Consider the following 14,332-nt stretch of genomic DNA (forward strand, 5'->3'; position numbering starts at 1 on the left):
AGGACGAGGTTTGCGTGACAGGTTGCCCACGCAGGCCGCCATCGCACCGCCATGCACGGCATGAGCTGCGCAGCGTGGCGCCGCTTCGCCTGTGCCTGCACGGTGGCACATGTGCAGCCGGGAGAACGGCCGTCGCCATCCTCACCACGTGCCACTTGCTATCGTGGCGCGCGTGTATGCAAGAGCGTGTTGCAATGAAGAACTGGCTGTTCCTGCTGGTGGCCATCCTCGCCGAGGTGGTCGCGACCTCGGCGCTGAAGGCCAGCGAAGGCTTCACCCGGCTGTGGCCGACGCTGCTGGCGCTGTGCGGCTATGGCATTGCCTTTTACTTGCTGTCTCTCACCCTGCGCAGCGTGCCAGTGGGCGTGGCCTATGCGCTCTGGTCGGGCATCGGCATCGTGTTGATCTCGCTGCTGGCGTGGTGGCGGTTCGGCCAGGCGCTGGATCCGCCGGCGATCGTCGGCATGGCGCTGATCGTCGCCGGCGTGGTGGTGATCAACGTGTTCTCGCGCAGCGCGCCGCATTAGCCAAAGAAAAGGCCGCCCGAAGGCGGCCTCCTTACCCAGCGGCGAATGTGCTCGATCAGAAGAACAGGCGCACGCCGAACGAGGCGCTGCGGCCGGGTAGCATGACTTCGTCCTTGAGGAACGAGGTGTGCACGCGCGCGTCCTGGTTGGTCAGGTTATTGCCGTCCAGGAACACTTCCCAGGCGGTGCTGCCGGCATCGACGTGATAGGCCAGGTGCGCATCGACCAGGGTATAGCCGGCGGTCGGGGTCTCGTTGACCGCCACCTTGTCCTGCTTCTGGTAGCGGGTGGCGCCCAGCGCGGCGCGCCAGTGGCTGGCGTCCCAGCGCAGCTGCGCGCCGTAGCGCGCCGGTGCGATGCGCGGCAGGTTGCCGCCATCCTTCAGCCGCGCACGCACGGTATCGCCGAACACGCGCAGGTCCCAGGCGCCGCTGTCGTTGTCGGCCAGGTGGAAGGTGGCCTCGCCTTCGAAGCCATGGAAGATCGCATCGGCCTGGGTCCACTGGCGGATCGGCAGGAAGTCGTTGTCCTCCTCGTGGTACCACTGGCCGCCGGTGTCGACGATGTAGATGAAGTCGTCGTAGCGGTTGTAGTAGCCGGAGACCTTCGCATCCACCCAGTCGTTCTTGAAGATCAGCCCCAGTTCGGCCTGGTTGGCCTTTTCGGTCTTCAGGTCGGGGTTGCCGATCTCGTAGGCGAGGGTGGCGATGTGCGGACCGTTGGCGAACAGCTCTTCCTCGGCCGGGGCGCGCTCGGCGTGGTCGAGGTTGGCGGTCAGGCGCCACTGCTCGTTGAAGCGGAAACCGCCGCTCAGCGACAGGCTCTTCGGGGTGAAGTCGCGGTCCACGCCGGTGTCGGTCTCGTACTTGGTCTTGTCCACGCGCGCACCGACTTCGGCCTGCACGCGGTCCCAGCTGTTGCGCGCCAGCGCGAACACGCCGATGGCGCGGGTATCGGTCTTCGGCACGAAGGCTTCTTCGCCGATGGCCTGGAAGGTCGAGTCGCTGCCCTGCACGCCGACCGCGGTCTGCCAGCCGCCGCCCAGGCCGAAGGAGGCCTCCACGCGGCCTTCGTTGGCGCGCTTGTCGAACTTGGTGCCGACCTCCGCGCCCTCGAACTCGGTGTGGGTGTAGGCGGTGTGGCCGAAGCTGTAGCGCAGCGCACTGCCGTCGCCCCACGGATCGTTCAGCGCACCCTTAAGCTCGAAGCGGTCCTGGTGCAACTGCAGCGACACGCCGCGCTCGCCGGCAGCCGGGTCACCGGGTTCGCCCGGGTTGCCGTAGTCGTCGCGGAAGCGCGAGACCGACACGCCGACGAAGCCCCAGTCGCCGGCCAGCGAGCTGCCGATCGAGCCGACCTTGGACTTGACGAACGAGTTGAGCTGCGGGCCTTGCGGCGTGTCGTAGTCCTTCAGGTTGCGGTACACGCCGTCGGCGTGGATCGACAGGCCGCTGCCGTTGCCGGCATCGACGCGGAACATGTCGGTGTTGCCGCTCTTGTCGCCGCCCTCCCAGCGCGCCTCGGCACGGCCGTGCACGCCGTCGACCGGGGTCTCGGCGATGCGCCCGTCGACCACGTTGACCACGCCGCCGATGGCGCCGGAGCCGTACAGCAGGGTGGACGGACCTTTCAGCACCTCGATCTGGTCGGCCAGGAACGATTCCACCGCCGGCGAATGATCCTGGCTGACCGTGGACACGTCCTGCGAGGACAGGCCGTCGTTGAGCACCGCCACGCGCGGGCCGTCGAGGCCGCGGATGATCGGCCGGCCCACGCCGGGGCCGAAATTGGAGCTCTGCACGCCCGGCAGGCTGGCCACGGTCTCGCCGATGCTGGCGCCGCGGTTCTCGTCCAGGCGCTCGCCGGCGAGCACGTCCACCGGCTGGCTCAGCGCGCCGGCGGCATCGCGCAGCGGGCTGGCGGTCACCACCACCTGGTCCATGTCCTTCACGTGCCGGTCCTGGCTGTGGCCGGCGCCGTGGCGGCTGTCGCTCGCCGGCGGCGTGGCATCGGCCGCGGTCGTCGTGGCGGCAGGGTCGGCGGCCAGGGCCAGCGACGGGCTCAGCAGGCCAAGCAGAGCCAGGGACAGGGTGGAACGGCGGAGCAGGGCAGGACGGGGAGCGGGCATGGGCATTCCATCAGGAGGGACATTCGGGGCGACGCGCGCACCACCGGCGCCGCGCAATGGCGGCGGACGGTCGAGGAAGAGGCACGGGACGCGCTGGTCGCCGGCGGCCGAATGTTATATTATTCCGTAACACTTTCAACCCGTGCCGACCGTCATGTCCTCACCGTTCGATCTGCGCGCCGCGCTCGACCGCCTTGGCGCCACCGGTTCGTTGCTGTGCGCGGTGCATTGCGCGGTGCTGCCGCTGGCTTTGGCGGTGCTGCCTTCGCTGGGCCTGTCGATGTGGCTGGGGGACGGCGTGGAGCGCACGCTGGTGCTTTTCGTGACCTGCCTGGGCCTGTTCAGCCTGGTACTCGGCTATCGCCGGCATCGCGTGTGGCAGGCGCTGGGATTGCTCATCCTCGGCTTGCTGGCACTGTGGGCCGGGCTGCTGGTGCCGGCGCTGCATCATGCCGTGGCGCCGCATGCGGCGATCATGACCTTCGGCGGTACCCTGGTCGGCCTGGCCCACCTGCTCAACCTGCGCCTGAACCACGGCCACGTGCACGACGCAAGCTGCGTCCATTGAGCGCACGTGGTAGGCTTGCCGCCCTTGCGCGAGGGCGCCGACCGCGTTGGCCTCGCCAAACCCCGTGCATCGCGCGGGGGTTTTCGCACATACATTCAGGAGTCGATGAGCATGGGTAAGGGTGACCGCAAGACCGCCAAGGGCAAGCGCTACAACGCCAGCTACGGCAATTCGCGCTCGCACAGCGTGAGCAAGGTGGCCGTGGGCGCTGCCGCGCCGGCCGCGAAGAAGTCGGTGGTCAAGGCGCCGGCGGTGAAGAAGGCCGTGGCCAAGAAGACGGTCGCCAAGGCCGGCTGAGCCAGCCACCGGGTGCGACGAAGAACGCGGCGCTTGCGCCGCGTTTTTTTATGTCCGTGTGATCCCTGACCGTCGCCGCCAGGCGGCCGGCGGCGGTCTTGCGGCGGGAGCGGCAGTGGCAGCGCGCTTCCCGATCGCACCAGCGCCGGCACGCGCGCCGCCAGTCAGTGCGGGCGTGGCGCGGTGGGGTGGTCGTCGCGGTCGTCGTGGTCGCTGCCGGCCAGGTCGGCCACCAGCGAGGTCGGCGTTTCCTCTTCCGCGGGCGGCGTGGGCGCCGGCGGCGGCGCCACCAGCAACAGCTCGGCCAGGCCGCGGTAGATCGGCGTGCGGCAGACCAGCGCCGAAGCGCCGCGGGCGATCAGCACCGTCGCCAGGATCGGCAGCAGCATGTCGCTGCTGTCGGTGAGTTCCAGCGAGATCACCGCCGAGGTCAGTGGCGCCTGGGTCACGCCGGTGAGATAGGCGCACATGCCCAGCAGCACGAAGATGCGCGGGTCCACGCCCGGCATCAGCACGGCCAGGTTGTGGCCCAGCCCGGCGCCGACCGCCAGGGCCGGCGAGAACAGGCCGCCGGGGATGCCGGCGACGTAGGACACCAGGTTCGCCAGCAGTTTCATCAGGCCGAATTCGTGACCGACGCTGGCGTGCCCCTGCACCAGGCTGCGCGCCTGCTCGTAGCCGGTGCCGAACGCGCCGGTACCGAAGATCAGGCCCAGCAGCACCAGCGCCAGACCGCACAGCGCGGCCAGCAGCACCGGCTGGCGCCGGCGTAGTTCGCCCAGCCAGCGCGGCTTGCCGGCGACGGTGAGCAGCACCATGCGCGCGAAGGCGCCGCCGAGCAGGCCGGCGACCACGCCGCACAGCAGGATCGCCAGCCACGCCTTGCCCAGCGGCAGGCCGGCGGTGGCGACCCGGCCGAAGTAGGTGTAGTCGCCGAGCAGGCCCAGCGAGATCACGCCGCCGACGATCACCGCGGTCAGCAGGGTGCCGGAGAAGTGGTGCTCGAAGCGCCCGCTCAGTTCCTCGATGGCGAACACCACGCCGGCCAGCGGCGTGTTGAACGCCGCGGCGATGCCGGCAGCGCCGCCGGCCAGCAGGAAATGGCTGGCCTGGCGAGCATCGCGAAAGCCGAACCAGCGCCCGAACACGTACATCAGGCTGGCGCCGACGTGCACGGTCGGGCCTTCGCGGCCGATCGAGGCGCCGCCGAACAGCGCCATCGTGGTCAGCATCAGCTTGCCCGCGGACACGCGCAGCGACAGATTGGCCTGGCGAAAGCCGTCGTCGGGACGTTCCAGCGCGGCGATCACCTGCGGGATGCCGCTGCCGCGTGTGGGGCGCAGTGCGCCGTTGGTCAGCCAGGCCAGCAGGGCGAACACGCTCGGGGTCAGCAGCAGCGCCCACCACGGCGAATGCCCGATGATCCGCTGGAACAGATGGAAGGCGGCGTCGCTGGCCTTGGCGAAGACGATGGAGACCAGCGCCACCGCCACCGCGCCGCCCCACAGCACGGCGCGCTGCTTCCAGCTCTCCTGCGAGATCAGCGGGCGCAGACGATGGCGCAGGCGCGGCGGTTGCGCGGAATCGGGCGAGTGCATTGGTCTATTGTCGCACGCGTTGCCTTGGCAGGACGCCGGCGCGCCGCGGCCGTTGCCGTGGCGCTCAGCGCAGCGCTGGCGGATCGACGTCGTCGGGCGCGGCAGGGAGACCGAGTAGGTGGTTCAAGCGAGGAATGGACGTCGATCTGCGCCGCCGCATGGCCGACACGCTCAGCCGAACAGCGGCGCCATGGTGCCGGCGGCCGTGCCATCGCCTTCGCGCCGCTCCAGCGCCAGCAGTGCGGCCTTGGTCGGCAGGCCGCCACCGAAGCCGGTGAGCGCGCCGTTGGCGCCGATCACCCGATGGCAGGGCAGCACGATCGGCAGCGGGTTGCGGCCGTTGGCGGCGCCGACCGCACGCACCGCGCGCGGCTGGCCCACATGCTGCGCCAGTTGCGCGTAGCTCCAGGTCGCGCCGAACGGGATCTCGGCCAGTGCCAGCCACACCCGCTTCTGGAAGTCGGTGCCGTGCGGCGCCAGCGGCAGGTCGAAGTGCTCGCGCTCGCCGGCGAAGTAGGCCAGCAGTTGCTCGCGCGCGGCGCGCACCGGCGCCGGATCGTGCACCCAGTCGGCACGGCCGCGGGCGTCGTAGCGGTTCTCCGGGAACAGGATGTGACGCACGCCGTCGGCGCCGACCGCGACGGTGAGCATGCCGATCGGGGTGTCAAAACGGTCGTAGGACAGCGGGGGCGCGGTCATGCGCGGGTCTCCTCGGGAGGGTCGTTGGCCAGGTGCCACAGGTGCAGCACCGCGTAGGCGCGCCAGGGCCGCCAGGCCTGCGCGCGCGCCTCGGTGGCGCGTTCGCTCAGGCGTGCGCCGCCTTCGCCGAGCATGCGTTGCAGCACCAGGTCGCCGGCGGGGAAGGCGTCGGGCTGGCCGAGCGCGCGCAGCGCGATGTAGTGCGCGGTCCAGGCGCCGATGCCGGGCAAGGCGATGGCGTGGGCGACGAAGTCGTCCAGGCGCTGGCCGGCACGGAAGGACAGGCGGCCGTCCAGCACCGCCTGCGCCAGCGCGCGGATCGTCGCCGCCCGCGAGCGCGGCAGGCCGATCGCTTCCAGCGGTGCGTCGCGCAGCGCCTGCGGGTTCGGGAAGGCGCGGTCCAGCCCCGGTGGCTGGCCGGGCCGCGCGGCGCCATGGCGCTCGACCAGGCGCGCGGCCAGGGTCGCCGCGCCGGCCACGCTGACCTGCTGGCCGAGCACCGCGCGCACCGCCACTTCGAACCCGTCCCAGCCGCCGGGCACGCGCAGCCCGGGGCGCCGCGCGATGGCGCGCGCCAGCAGCGGATCGTCGCCGAGCGTGGCATGCACCGCGCGCAGGTCGGCATCCAGGTCGAACACCCGGCGCATCCGCCGCACGATGTCGGGAATGGCGCGCGGATCGGCCGCGGCGATGTGCAGGCGCAGTTCGTGGCGCTGCGGATCGGCCTCGACGCGGATGCGCGTGGACGCCTCGCAGGGGCCGAGTACGCGCTCGTAGCTGGCCTCGCCGATGCGTTCGATGCCGGGGATCGCGCGCTTGCGCAGGAACGCCAGCATCGCCGGAAAGTCCAGCGGCGGCCGATAGCCCAGGCGCAGCACCAGATCGCCACCGGGACTCTCGGCGCGCTGCTTGCGGATCGCCGAGGGCGGCATGCCGCAGCCGTCGAGGAACGCGGCGTTGAAGCGGCGCAGGCTGTTGAAGCCGGCCGCCAGCGCCACCTGGGTGATCGGCAAGGCGGTCTCGGTGAGCAGTTGCTTGGCCAGCAACAGGCGCCGGGTGGCGTGCACCGCCGCCGGGGTGGCGCCAAGCTGGGCCACGAACAGGCGCTGCAACTGGCGCGCGCTGATCCCCAGTTCGGCGGCCAGCGCGGCAACGCTGGCGTCCTGCAGCGCGCCCTCGGCGATCAGCGCCAGTGCGCGCCGCACCGCCTCTTCGCCTACTTGCTGCTGTGCTTCCGGCGACAGTTCGGGACGGCAGCGCAGGCACGGTCGGTAGCCAGCGGCCGCGGCGGCCGCGGCGCTGGGGTAGTAGCGCACATTGCTGCGCTTGGGCGGCGGTGCCGGGCAGACCGGCCTGCAGTAGATGCCGGTGCTGCGCACCGCAGTGAAGAACACACCGTCGAAGCGCGCATCGCGCGACTGGCGGGCGCGGTCGTAGAGGGCGTGATCGGTGGCGGCGAGGGCAGGCATGGCGCCAGTCTAGTCGGCCCCGGCACGGCGCACTGGCCGTTTTCGGACAGCAATGCTGGCGCCGTGACATGGCCGCGGCGCCCGCGGTTTAGGCGCAGTTGGGGACGCTCCGCGCTGCGGCACTAGACTAGGTCGGCGGGCGCCTTGCGCCTGCGTTCCGTGGTTGCCGTGGATCCTGCGCTTGGCTGCTCCGTTCAGACTCTGCTGGTTGTCGCTGTGTTGCCTGGGCCTGTTGGCCTGCGGGCAGCAGCCGGCGTCGGCACCACGCACCGTCGCCGACAGCCCCTCCGCCGACGGCGAGCACATGGTCTCGATCGGCGCGCCGCCGACGCCACCGCCGCACGCGGTCGCGCCCAAGCGCGACCCTCAGGCCTGGGACGAGGCCACCCTGGAGAACGGCGAGGCCTTCGTCAGTTGCGACACCGACTATGCCGCCGAGGCCGGCGACGGCCAGCCGCTGGCCGGGCTGGATCGGCCAGCGGTGGAAGCGGCGCTGGCGCCGTGCCGCGAGCGCGGGCTGATGCGGGTGCGCTATGTCGGCAAGATTAACGCCGGCTTCGCCGAGATGGTGCGGCGCCTGGCCGAGGTGGCCAGGCAGACCGGCATCGGCAAGCGCGTGCTCGACCTCGATTCCAGCGGCGGCCAGGTCGAGGCGGCGATCCGCGCCGGCGATGCGATCGGCGAATCCGGCTGGACCGTGTGGGTGCGCGAAGGTTCGGTCTGCCACAGCGCCTGCGTGTTCGTGCTGGCCGCCGGCGACAACCGGCTGATCTCCGGCAAGGTCGGCATCCACCGGATGATGCGGATCAGCTCCACCGCGACCTCGCGCGCTGAACTCAACCGCGAGTTGCAGGAGGTCTACGGCAACGTCAAGGACTACCTGGAGCGCAACGGCGTGGCGGTGGCGGTGGCCGACCTGATGATGACCGTGCCCAACCGCAGCCTGCGCCTGCTCAGCAGCGACGAACTCAAGCAGTACGGGCTCGACGGCACCAACGCGGTGCAGGACGACCTGGAGCGGATCAAGCAGTTGCGCAAGTGCGGCGACGATTTCGTGCGGCGCAAGGATGCGTTCCTGGTCGCCTTCGACCAGGAGTGCAAGACCAAAAAAGACGTGGACCTGGAGAGCCTGACCGCCTGCGGCCAGGCGCTGAAGCAGCGCTTCGGATTCCCGGACCAGGCCTGCCCGGCGGAAAGTCCGCTGTCGGAGATCGACGTGGCGACACTGCCGCTGGCCTCGCCCGGCGCCTGAACGGCGGCCGCAGTGCGTCCGGCCCATTCACGTGGCGGGCATGGACGCGGGGCTAGCGTCGCCACATTCCATCCCGGAGCGCGCGCATGGCCGCCGGAACCCGCTTGATGCTGCGGCTGTATCTGCCCCCGGCGTTGCTGGCGTTGGGCGGCTTCGTGATCGCCGAGGTGCTGCTGCACCTCGCCAACGGCCTGCACGCGCCCTGGCTGGCGCGGACCGGCTCGCTGCTGAGTCTGCTCGCCCTGCTGGCGGCGACCGCCTGGGCGCTGTGGGCCAGCTGGCGCGCCTGGCACCGGCAGCGCTACGCCGCCCCGACCGCGGCTGCGGCAGTGGCGAGCGAGACTGCGGTCGTGGCGGGCGAAGAGACGCCGTAGGCCGCTGCGCTGGTCCGCACAGGCCGCGTAGACTGCGGCCCTTGCCACCGCCGCTGCCGAGCGATGTCCTTGTCCATCTCCGTCCCGTTTCGCCTCACGCTCGTCCTGCTGGGCTTCGTTGCTAGCGTTGCTTCCGCGCAGAACGCGCCCCCGGCATCGCCTGCGCCCGCGCCGACGACTGCCCCGCCAGCGGCACCCGCCACACCTGCTGCTGCGCCCGCGGCGGCGCCGAAACCGGCGCCGCGCCATGCCGCCCCCGCCGCGCCCGCGCCTGGACCGCTGGCCAAGCAGGACGCACAGATGGCGCAGGCCGGCCTGCGCGCCGCGCAACTGGTGGATGCCGGACGCACCGGCGAGCTGTGGGACGGCGCCTCGGCGGTGGCGAAGAAGGCGGTGACGCGCGCAGTATTCGTGCGCGAGATCGACGCCGCGCGTGCGCGGTTGGGTACGCTGCTCGGCCGCGGCGTCGCCAGCGTGGCGCGGGTGCAGTACGCCGCCGGCTCGCAGGTGCCGCCGGGCACCTACGTCAACATCAGTTTCCCCAGCCGCTTCGCCAATGCGCCGCAGCCGGTGCGCGAGCTGGTGTCGTTGCGGCTGGACGAGGACAAGACCTGGCGCCTGGTGGGCTATCACGTCGCCATGCCCGATTGAACGGCATGCTGCGCGCCATCTTCCTGTTCCCGACGAGGCTCCGATGCCCACCGAAATCCGCATGCTGGCCTGGGCGATCCTGCTCGGGATCGCGCAACTGCTGCTCGCCTCCGCCTTCGTCACCGCACAGCGCGGCTTGAAGTGGAACGCGGGAGCACGCGATGCGCCGCAACCGCCGCCGGCCGGCGTGGCCGGGCGCCTGGATCGCGCGCTGCGCAATTTCCTGGAGACCTTCCCGTTCTTCGCCGCCGCCGCGGTGGCGGTGGCCGCGTTGGGCAGGGGCGATGCGCACACCGCGCTGTCGGCGCAAATCTATCTGTGGGCGCGGGTGGCCTATGTGCCGCTGTACGCGGCCGGCGTGCCGTACGTGCGCAGCCTGGTGTGGGTGGTGTCGCTGTGGGCGATCCTGCAACTGGTGTGGGCGCTGTTCTGAGCGCGGTGCTGCGACCGATCGTCGCAGCGCTGATCCAGATCAAGGACGCGGCGCGCGGCGGTCGTATGCTGGCCGGGTCCGATCACGGAGTCGCCGCATGCAAGTGGATATCGCCATCGTCGGGGCCGGCCCTGCCGGCCTGTGCTTCGCCCGGTCGCTGGCCGGCAGCGGCCTGTCGCTGGCGCTGATCGAGCCGCAGCCGCGCGCGGCGTTGGCGGAGGCCGCCTTCGATGGCCGCGAAATCGCCCTGACCCATGCCTCGCGGGCGTTGCTGGAACAGCTGGGCCTGTGGGCGCGGATCGACCCGCAGGCGATCGCGCCGCTGCGCGATGCGCGGGTGATGAACGGTTCCTCGCCGTTCGCGCTGACCTTCGCCGCAGGCGAGGGCGATCGTGGCGACCTGGGCTGGCTGGTGCCCAATCACCTGATCCGCCGCGCCGCATTCGCCGCGGTGCAGGACCAGCCCGGCCTGAGTTTGCTCGATGGAGTCTCGGTGCAGGCGCTGCGCCGCGACGCGAGCCAGGCGCAGGTGCAGCTCTCCGACGGCCGCAGCGTGGCCGCGCGGCTCGTGGTGGCGGCCGACAGCCGTTTTTCCAGCACGCGGCGCATGAGCGGGATCGGCGCGCAGCTGCGCGATTTCGGTCGCACCATGCTGGTGTGCCGGGTGCGCCATGAGCGTCCGCACCATCAAACGGCCTGGGAGTGGTTCGGCTACGGCCGCACCATGGCGCTGCTGCCGCTGCACGGCAACCAGGCCTCGGCGGTGCTGACCCTGCCGCCGGAGCGCGCGCAGGCGCTGCTGCAGATGGACGAGGCGGCGCTGGGGGCGGAGATCGGCGCCTGCTTCGAGCATCGCCTCGGGGCGATGACGCCGCTGGTGCGGCCGCAGGCGTATCCGCTGGTGGCGGTGTACGCGCAGCGCTTCGTCGCCGAGCGCTATGCCTTGATCGGCGACGCCGCCGTGGGCATGCATCCGGTGACCGCGCACGGCTTCAACTTCGGCCTGCAGAGCCAGGCGCGGCTGGCGCGCGCGCTGCACGACGCGCTCGCGCGCGGCGGCGACATCGCCGCGCCGGCCTTGCTGGCCGGCTATCAGCGCGGACACCGCCTGGCCACCCGTCCGCTGTACGAGGCGACCAATGCGATTGCCGCGCTCTACACCGACGACCGCTTGCCTGCGCGCGCCCTGCGTAGTGCCGCGCTGCGCGTGGCCGACCGGGTCGCGCCGTTCAAGCGCGCGATCGCCGCGCACCTGACCCAGCGCGTGGCGGCGATGGGGCGCTAGGGTCAGGCACGCGGCGAGTGGAGCGATGCGTCCGCGCGTGCGCTGTGGTGGTTGTCGCGGCAGACCGAGCCTGTTGTGCGCTTCGTCGTAGGAGCGGCTTCAGCCGCGACCGGGCTTTACTGGTAAGGCGTGGTCGCGGCTGAAGCCGCTCCTACGAGGGGCGGAGGGCATGCATCTGCGGGCCGGCAACCTCAGGGTGAACGCGGTTGCGCCGCACCCGCGACGAGCTCGGCGAGGGCGGCTTGCAGGTCGCCGCCGCGCTGCGCCGCTTCGATCGGGGCGATGGCCCAGGCGCAGCCGGCGTGGCGCAGGTGCTGGCGCCAGTCGCCGGGCCAGGCCTCCAGTTCGTCCAGCGCCAGGTGGATGGAGCCGCCGCGCTCGGCATGCCCGCCGCAGATGGATTGGCCCAGACAGAACGGGCGCGCCGCGTCCGGATCGAGCTGCACGATGTACACGTCGTGGTGCGGATGTTCCGCGGACGGCGCGATGTTGCGGGCGCCGAGTTCGATCAGCATCGTTCGGCACCCCGCGTTGCCCGCCAGCGTAGGCCGTTGCGTGGCAGGTCGGGCGCGCCGAGGGCGGTCACAGCTTGCCGAGCACCTGCACCTGCACGTCGCCCAGTTGCACTACCTGGCCCGCGCGCACCTTGCAGGCCTTGCGCAGTTCGACCTCGCCGTCCACGCGCACCTGGCCTTCGCTGATCACGGCCTTGGCCGCGCCGCCGCTGTCGCACAGGCCGGTCAGTTTCAACAGGTGCTTGAGTTCCACGTAGTCGCTTTCTAGCTGGAGATCGATGGTCTGCATTGGGGCTTGCTCGGAAATCGGCGCCCATTGTCGGTCATTCGCGGACAAAACGCCCAGCGTGTCGCTGGCTGCAGGCTGTTGCCGCGGCGGCGGGCCGCTGCGCTGGGCCTTGTGGACACCGCGCCAAGGCCGTCATCCGGCAGTGCGGAGCGGGTCACGCCTGAACGGTGCCCTTCACCTGCTTTCGACATGCGGCCCGTCAGAGCGCACAATAGGGGCTTCTTTGCGCCTGCCGGTTCTCTGCGGCGCCCCCGGAGTCTCCCATGTCCCAAGATACCCCCGCGCCGCTGCTGTTCGCAGATCTCGGCCTCTCCCCTGCTGTGATGAAGGCGGTCGCCGACGTCGGCTACGAGTCGCCGTCGCCGATCCAGGCCGCCACCATCCCAGCGCTGCTGACCGGCCGCGACCTGCTCGGCCAGGCGCAGACCGGCACCGGTAAGACCGCCGCGTTCGCGCTGCCGATCCTGTCGCGGCTGGATTTCGCCCAGCGCAAGCCGCAGGCGCTGGTGCTGGCGCCCACCCGCGAACTGGCGATCCAGGTGGCCGAGGCCTTCCATCGCTATGCCGCCGCGATTCCCGGCTTCCAGGTCCTGCCGGTGTACGGCGGCCAGCCCTACGTGCAGCAGCTGTCGGCGCTCAAGCGCGGCGTGCATGTGGTGGTGGGCACCCCGGGGCGGGTGATCGATCACCTGGACCGGGGCACCCTGGATCTGTCCGAGCTGAAGACGCTGGTGCTCGACGAAGCGGACGAGATGCTGCGGATGGGCTTCATCGACGACGTCGAGGCGGTGCTGAAGAAGCTGCCGGAATCGCGCCAGGTGGCGCTGTTCTCGGCGACCATGCCGCCGGCGATCAAGCGCATCGCGCAGACCTATCTGAACGACCCGGCCGAGGTGATCATCGCCTCCAAGACCACCACCTCGGCCAACATCCGCCAGCGCTATTGGGCGGTGAGCGGGCTGCACAAGCTCGATGCGCTGACCCGGATCCTGGAGGTCGAGCCGTTCGACGCGATGATCATCTTCGCCCGCACCAAGGCCGGCACCGACGAGCTGGCGCAGAAGCTGCAGGCGCGCGGCTTGGCCGCGGCGGCGATCAACGGCGACATCCAGCAGGCGCAGCGCGAGCGGGTGATCCAGCAGCTCAAGGACGGCAAGCTCGACGTCCTGGTCGCCACCGACGTGGCCGCGCGCGGCCTGGACGTGGAGCGGATCAGCCACGTGCTGAACTACGACATCCCCTACGACACCGAAAGCTACGTGCACCGCATCGGCCGCACCGGCCGGGCCGGGCGCAGCGGCGAGGCGATCCTGTTCGTCAGCCCGCGCGAGCGCGGCATGCTGCGCGCGATCGAGCGCGCCACCCGCCAGCCAATCGAGGAAATGCAGCTGCCGAGCGTGGACGCGGTCAACGACCAGCGCGTGAGCCGCTTCATGGAGAAGATCAGCGAGACCATCGCCGGCGGTGGCATCGACATGTACCGCGACCTGCTGCAGAAGTTCGAGGCCGAGAAGAACGTGCCAATGGTGGAAGTGGCCGCGGCGCTGGCGCGCCTGCTGCAGGGCGAGACGCCGCTGTTGCTGGCCCCGGACCGCCCGCGCCCGCCGCAGGGCGAACGCTTCGAGCGGCGCGAGCGGCCTGAGCGTGGCGAGCGCCCGGAGCGCCCCCGCTTCGAGCCGAAGTTCGAGCGCGAGCCGCGTGCGCCGCGCCGCGACGATGGCGAGCGGCCCGCGCGTCCGGCGCCGGCTGCGCGCGGCGAGGATTTCGACTACCACCGCGACGTCGGCAGCTTCGAGGCGCCGCGCCGCGACAAGGCACCGAAAGCGCCGCGCGGCGCGCCGGAAGTGGGCATGGAGACCTACCGCATCGAGGTGGGCCACCAGCACGGGGTCAAGCCGGCCAACATCGTCGGCGCGATCGCCAACGAGGCCGGGCTGGAGAGCAAGTACATCGGCCGCATCGACATCCACGACGACCATTCGGTGCTGGACCTGCCGGCAGACATGCCGCGCGAGTTGCTGACGCACCTGAAGAAGGTCTGGGTGTCCGGCCAGCAACTGCAGATGCGCAAGCTCGACGGCGACGATGCCGGCGGCGCGCCGTTCAAGCCGAAGTTCGCCCGTACCGGCAAGCCCGGCGGCAAGCCCAACGCCGCCGGCCCGCGCCCGGCCGGCCGCTTCGCCGCCGACCGCCCGCCGCGCAAGGGGCCGCCGAAGCGCTGAGAGGCCGGGAATAGCGAGTAGGGAA

The 14,332-nt window shown here is 71.2% G+C and carries 15 protein-coding genes; 9 read left to right on the forward strand and 6 right to left on the reverse strand.

Going from position 1 to position 14,332, the window contains the following annotated elements; translation table 11 throughout:
- Positions 1–194: 194 nt before the first annotated feature.
- Positions 195–527 carry a DMT family transporter gene (locus AC1PLR_RS07685; RefSeq protein WP_010343489.1) on the forward strand — a complete coding sequence of 111 codons (333 nt, stop codon included), beginning with the start codon at positions 195–197 and terminating at the stop codon, positions 525–527.
- Positions 528–582: 55 nt separating this feature from the next.
- Here the strand turns inward: AC1PLR_RS07685 and AC1PLR_RS07690 are convergent, their stop codons facing one another.
- The gene (locus AC1PLR_RS07690; protein ID WP_481103175.1) at positions 583–2,655 is read right to left on the reverse strand and encodes a TonB-dependent receptor; all 2,073 of its coding nucleotides are present in this window, start codon (positions 2,653–2,655) and stop codon (positions 583–585) included.
- 154 nt (positions 2,656–2,809) lie between these two features.
- Between AC1PLR_RS07690 and AC1PLR_RS07695 the strand changes: the two genes are divergently transcribed.
- Both AC1PLR_RS07695 and AC1PLR_RS07700 read left to right on the forward strand, forming a co-directional pair.
- Entirely contained in the window at positions 2,810–3,223 is a 414-nt protein-coding gene (locus tag AC1PLR_RS07695; protein WP_420007319.1) for a MerC domain-containing protein, read from the forward strand.
- A 111-nt stretch (positions 3,224–3,334) separates the two neighbouring features.
- Positions 3,335–3,520 carry a 30S ribosomal protein THX gene (locus AC1PLR_RS07700; protein WP_010343492.1) on the forward strand — a complete coding sequence of 62 codons (186 nt, stop codon included), beginning with the start codon at positions 3,335–3,337 and terminating at the stop codon, positions 3,518–3,520.
- A 164-nt stretch (positions 3,521–3,684) separates the two neighbouring features.
- On the opposite strand, the gene AC1PLR_RS07705 is transcribed toward AC1PLR_RS07700, so the two are convergent.
- The 3 genes from AC1PLR_RS07705 to AC1PLR_RS07715 all read right to left on the reverse strand — a co-directional run bounded on the left by AC1PLR_RS07705 (position 3,685) and on the right by AC1PLR_RS07715 (position 7,286).
- Positions 3,685–5,118, reverse strand: coding sequence for a chloride channel protein (locus AC1PLR_RS07705; protein WP_481103176.1), 1,434 nt, complete (start codon positions 5,116–5,118; stop codon positions 3,685–3,687).
- A gap of 171 nt (positions 5,119–5,289) precedes the next feature.
- On the reverse strand, positions 5,290–5,817 hold the full coding sequence (locus AC1PLR_RS07710; RefSeq protein WP_481103177.1) for a methylated-DNA--[protein]-cysteine S-methyltransferase: 528 nt from the start codon (positions 5,815–5,817) through the stop codon (positions 5,290–5,292).
- Positions 5,814–7,286 carry a DNA-3-methyladenine glycosylase 2 family protein gene (locus tag AC1PLR_RS07715; protein WP_481103178.1) on the reverse strand — a complete coding sequence of 491 codons (1,473 nt, stop codon included), beginning with the start codon at positions 7,284–7,286 and terminating at the stop codon, positions 5,814–5,816. The genes AC1PLR_RS07710 and AC1PLR_RS07715 overlap by 4 nt, the downstream gene beginning before the upstream one ends.
- A 208-nt stretch (positions 7,287–7,494) precedes the next feature.
- On the opposite strand from AC1PLR_RS07715, the gene AC1PLR_RS07720 reads away from it, so the two are divergent.
- The 5 genes from AC1PLR_RS07720 (at position 7,495) to ubiM (ending at position 11,281) form a co-directional block, all read left to right on the forward strand.
- Positions 7,495–8,538 carry a COG3904 family protein gene (locus AC1PLR_RS07720; protein WP_429002993.1) on the forward strand — a complete coding sequence of 348 codons (1,044 nt, stop codon included), beginning with the start codon at positions 7,495–7,497 and terminating at the stop codon, positions 8,536–8,538.
- A gap of 86 nt (positions 8,539–8,624) precedes the next feature.
- Positions 8,625–8,912 carry a hypothetical protein gene (locus AC1PLR_RS07725; RefSeq protein WP_010343497.1) on the forward strand — a complete coding sequence of 96 codons (288 nt, stop codon included), beginning with the start codon at positions 8,625–8,627 and terminating at the stop codon, positions 8,910–8,912.
- Between the two features lie 63 nt (positions 8,913–8,975).
- Positions 8,976–9,563, forward strand: a complete 588-nt coding sequence (locus AC1PLR_RS07730) for a DUF4019 domain-containing protein (RefSeq protein WP_481103179.1) — start codon at positions 8,976–8,978, stop codon at positions 9,561–9,563.
- 43 nt (positions 9,564–9,606) lie between these two features.
- Positions 9,607–9,996: an MAPEG family protein gene (locus tag AC1PLR_RS07735; protein ID WP_010343499.1), complete on the forward strand. Its 390-nt coding sequence runs from the start codon at positions 9,607–9,609 to the stop codon at positions 9,994–9,996.
- Positions 9,997–10,093: 97 nt separating this feature from the next.
- Positions 10,094–11,281, forward strand: a complete 1,188-nt coding sequence (ubiM, locus tag AC1PLR_RS07740) for a 5-demethoxyubiquinol-8 5-hydroxylase UbiM (protein WP_481103180.1) — start codon at positions 10,094–10,096, stop codon at positions 11,279–11,281.
- A gap of 191 nt (positions 11,282–11,472) precedes the next feature.
- Here ubiM and AC1PLR_RS07745 read toward each other — a convergent pair whose 3' ends face one another.
- Together AC1PLR_RS07745 and AC1PLR_RS07750 are read right to left on the reverse strand one after the other, a co-directional pair.
- A complete protein-coding gene (locus tag AC1PLR_RS07745) occupies positions 11,473–11,796 on the reverse strand; it encodes a hypothetical protein (RefSeq protein WP_481103181.1) in 324 nt (107 codons plus the stop codon).
- A gap of 67 nt (positions 11,797–11,863) precedes the next feature.
- Entirely contained in the window at positions 11,864–12,085 is a 222-nt protein-coding gene (locus AC1PLR_RS07750; RefSeq protein WP_010343502.1) for an RNA-binding S4 domain-containing protein, read from the reverse strand.
- Positions 12,086–12,348: 263 nt separating this feature from the next.
- On the opposite strand from AC1PLR_RS07750, the gene AC1PLR_RS07755 reads away from it, so the two are divergent.
- Complete coding sequence (locus AC1PLR_RS07755; RefSeq protein ID WP_104609589.1) at positions 12,349–14,307, forward strand: DEAD/DEAH box helicase; 1,959 nt, start codon at positions 12,349–12,351, stop codon at positions 14,305–14,307.
- Positions 14,308–14,332 lie beyond the last annotated feature (25 nt).

It is taken from the genome of Xanthomonas sp. NCPPB 3570, assembly GCF_056725115.1.

Excerpts from the sequence above, each read along its gene's own strand:
- AC1PLR_RS07705 (WP_481103176.1), bottom strand. The coding sequence starts at position 5,118 with ATGCACTCGCCCGATTCCGCGCAACCGCCGCGCCTGCGCCATCGTCTG.
- AC1PLR_RS07745 (WP_481103181.1), bottom strand. The coding sequence starts at position 11,796 with ATGCTGATCGAACTCGGCGCCCGCAACATCGCGCCGTCCGCGGAACAT.
- AC1PLR_RS07725 (WP_010343497.1), top strand. The coding sequence starts at position 8,625 with ATGGCCGCCGGAACCCGCTTGATGCTGCGGCTGTATCTGCCCCCGGCG.
- AC1PLR_RS07690 (WP_481103175.1), bottom strand. The coding sequence starts at position 2,655 with ATGCCCGCTCCCCGTCCTGCCCTGCTCCGCCGTTCCACCCTGTCCCTG.
- ubiM (WP_481103180.1), top strand. The coding sequence starts at position 10,094 with ATGCAAGTGGATATCGCCATCGTCGGGGCCGGCCCTGCCGGCCTGTGC.
- AC1PLR_RS07735 (WP_010343499.1), top strand. The coding sequence starts at position 9,607 with ATGCCCACCGAAATCCGCATGCTGGCCTGGGCGATCCTGCTCGGGATC.
- AC1PLR_RS07710 (WP_481103177.1), bottom strand. The coding sequence starts at position 5,817 with ATGACCGCGCCCCCGCTGTCCTACGACCGTTTTGACACCCCGATCGGC.
- AC1PLR_RS07730 (WP_481103179.1), top strand. The coding sequence starts at position 8,976 with ATGTCCTTGTCCATCTCCGTCCCGTTTCGCCTCACGCTCGTCCTGCTG.
- AC1PLR_RS07750 (WP_010343502.1), bottom strand. The coding sequence starts at position 12,085 with ATGCAGACCATCGATCTCCAGCTAGAAAGCGACTACGTGGAACTCAAG.
- AC1PLR_RS07685 (WP_010343489.1), top strand. The coding sequence starts at position 195 with ATGAAGAACTGGCTGTTCCTGCTGGTGGCCATCCTCGCCGAGGTGGTC.
- AC1PLR_RS07695 (WP_420007319.1), top strand. The coding sequence starts at position 2,810 with ATGTCCTCACCGTTCGATCTGCGCGCCGCGCTCGACCGCCTTGGCGCC.
- AC1PLR_RS07700 (WP_010343492.1), top strand. The coding sequence starts at position 3,335 with ATGGGTAAGGGTGACCGCAAGACCGCCAAGGGCAAGCGCTACAACGCC.
- AC1PLR_RS07755 (WP_104609589.1), top strand. The coding sequence starts at position 12,349 with ATGTCCCAAGATACCCCCGCGCCGCTGCTGTTCGCAGATCTCGGCCTC.
- AC1PLR_RS07715 (WP_481103178.1), bottom strand. The coding sequence starts at position 7,286 with ATGCCTGCCCTCGCCGCCACCGATCACGCCCTCTACGACCGCGCCCGC.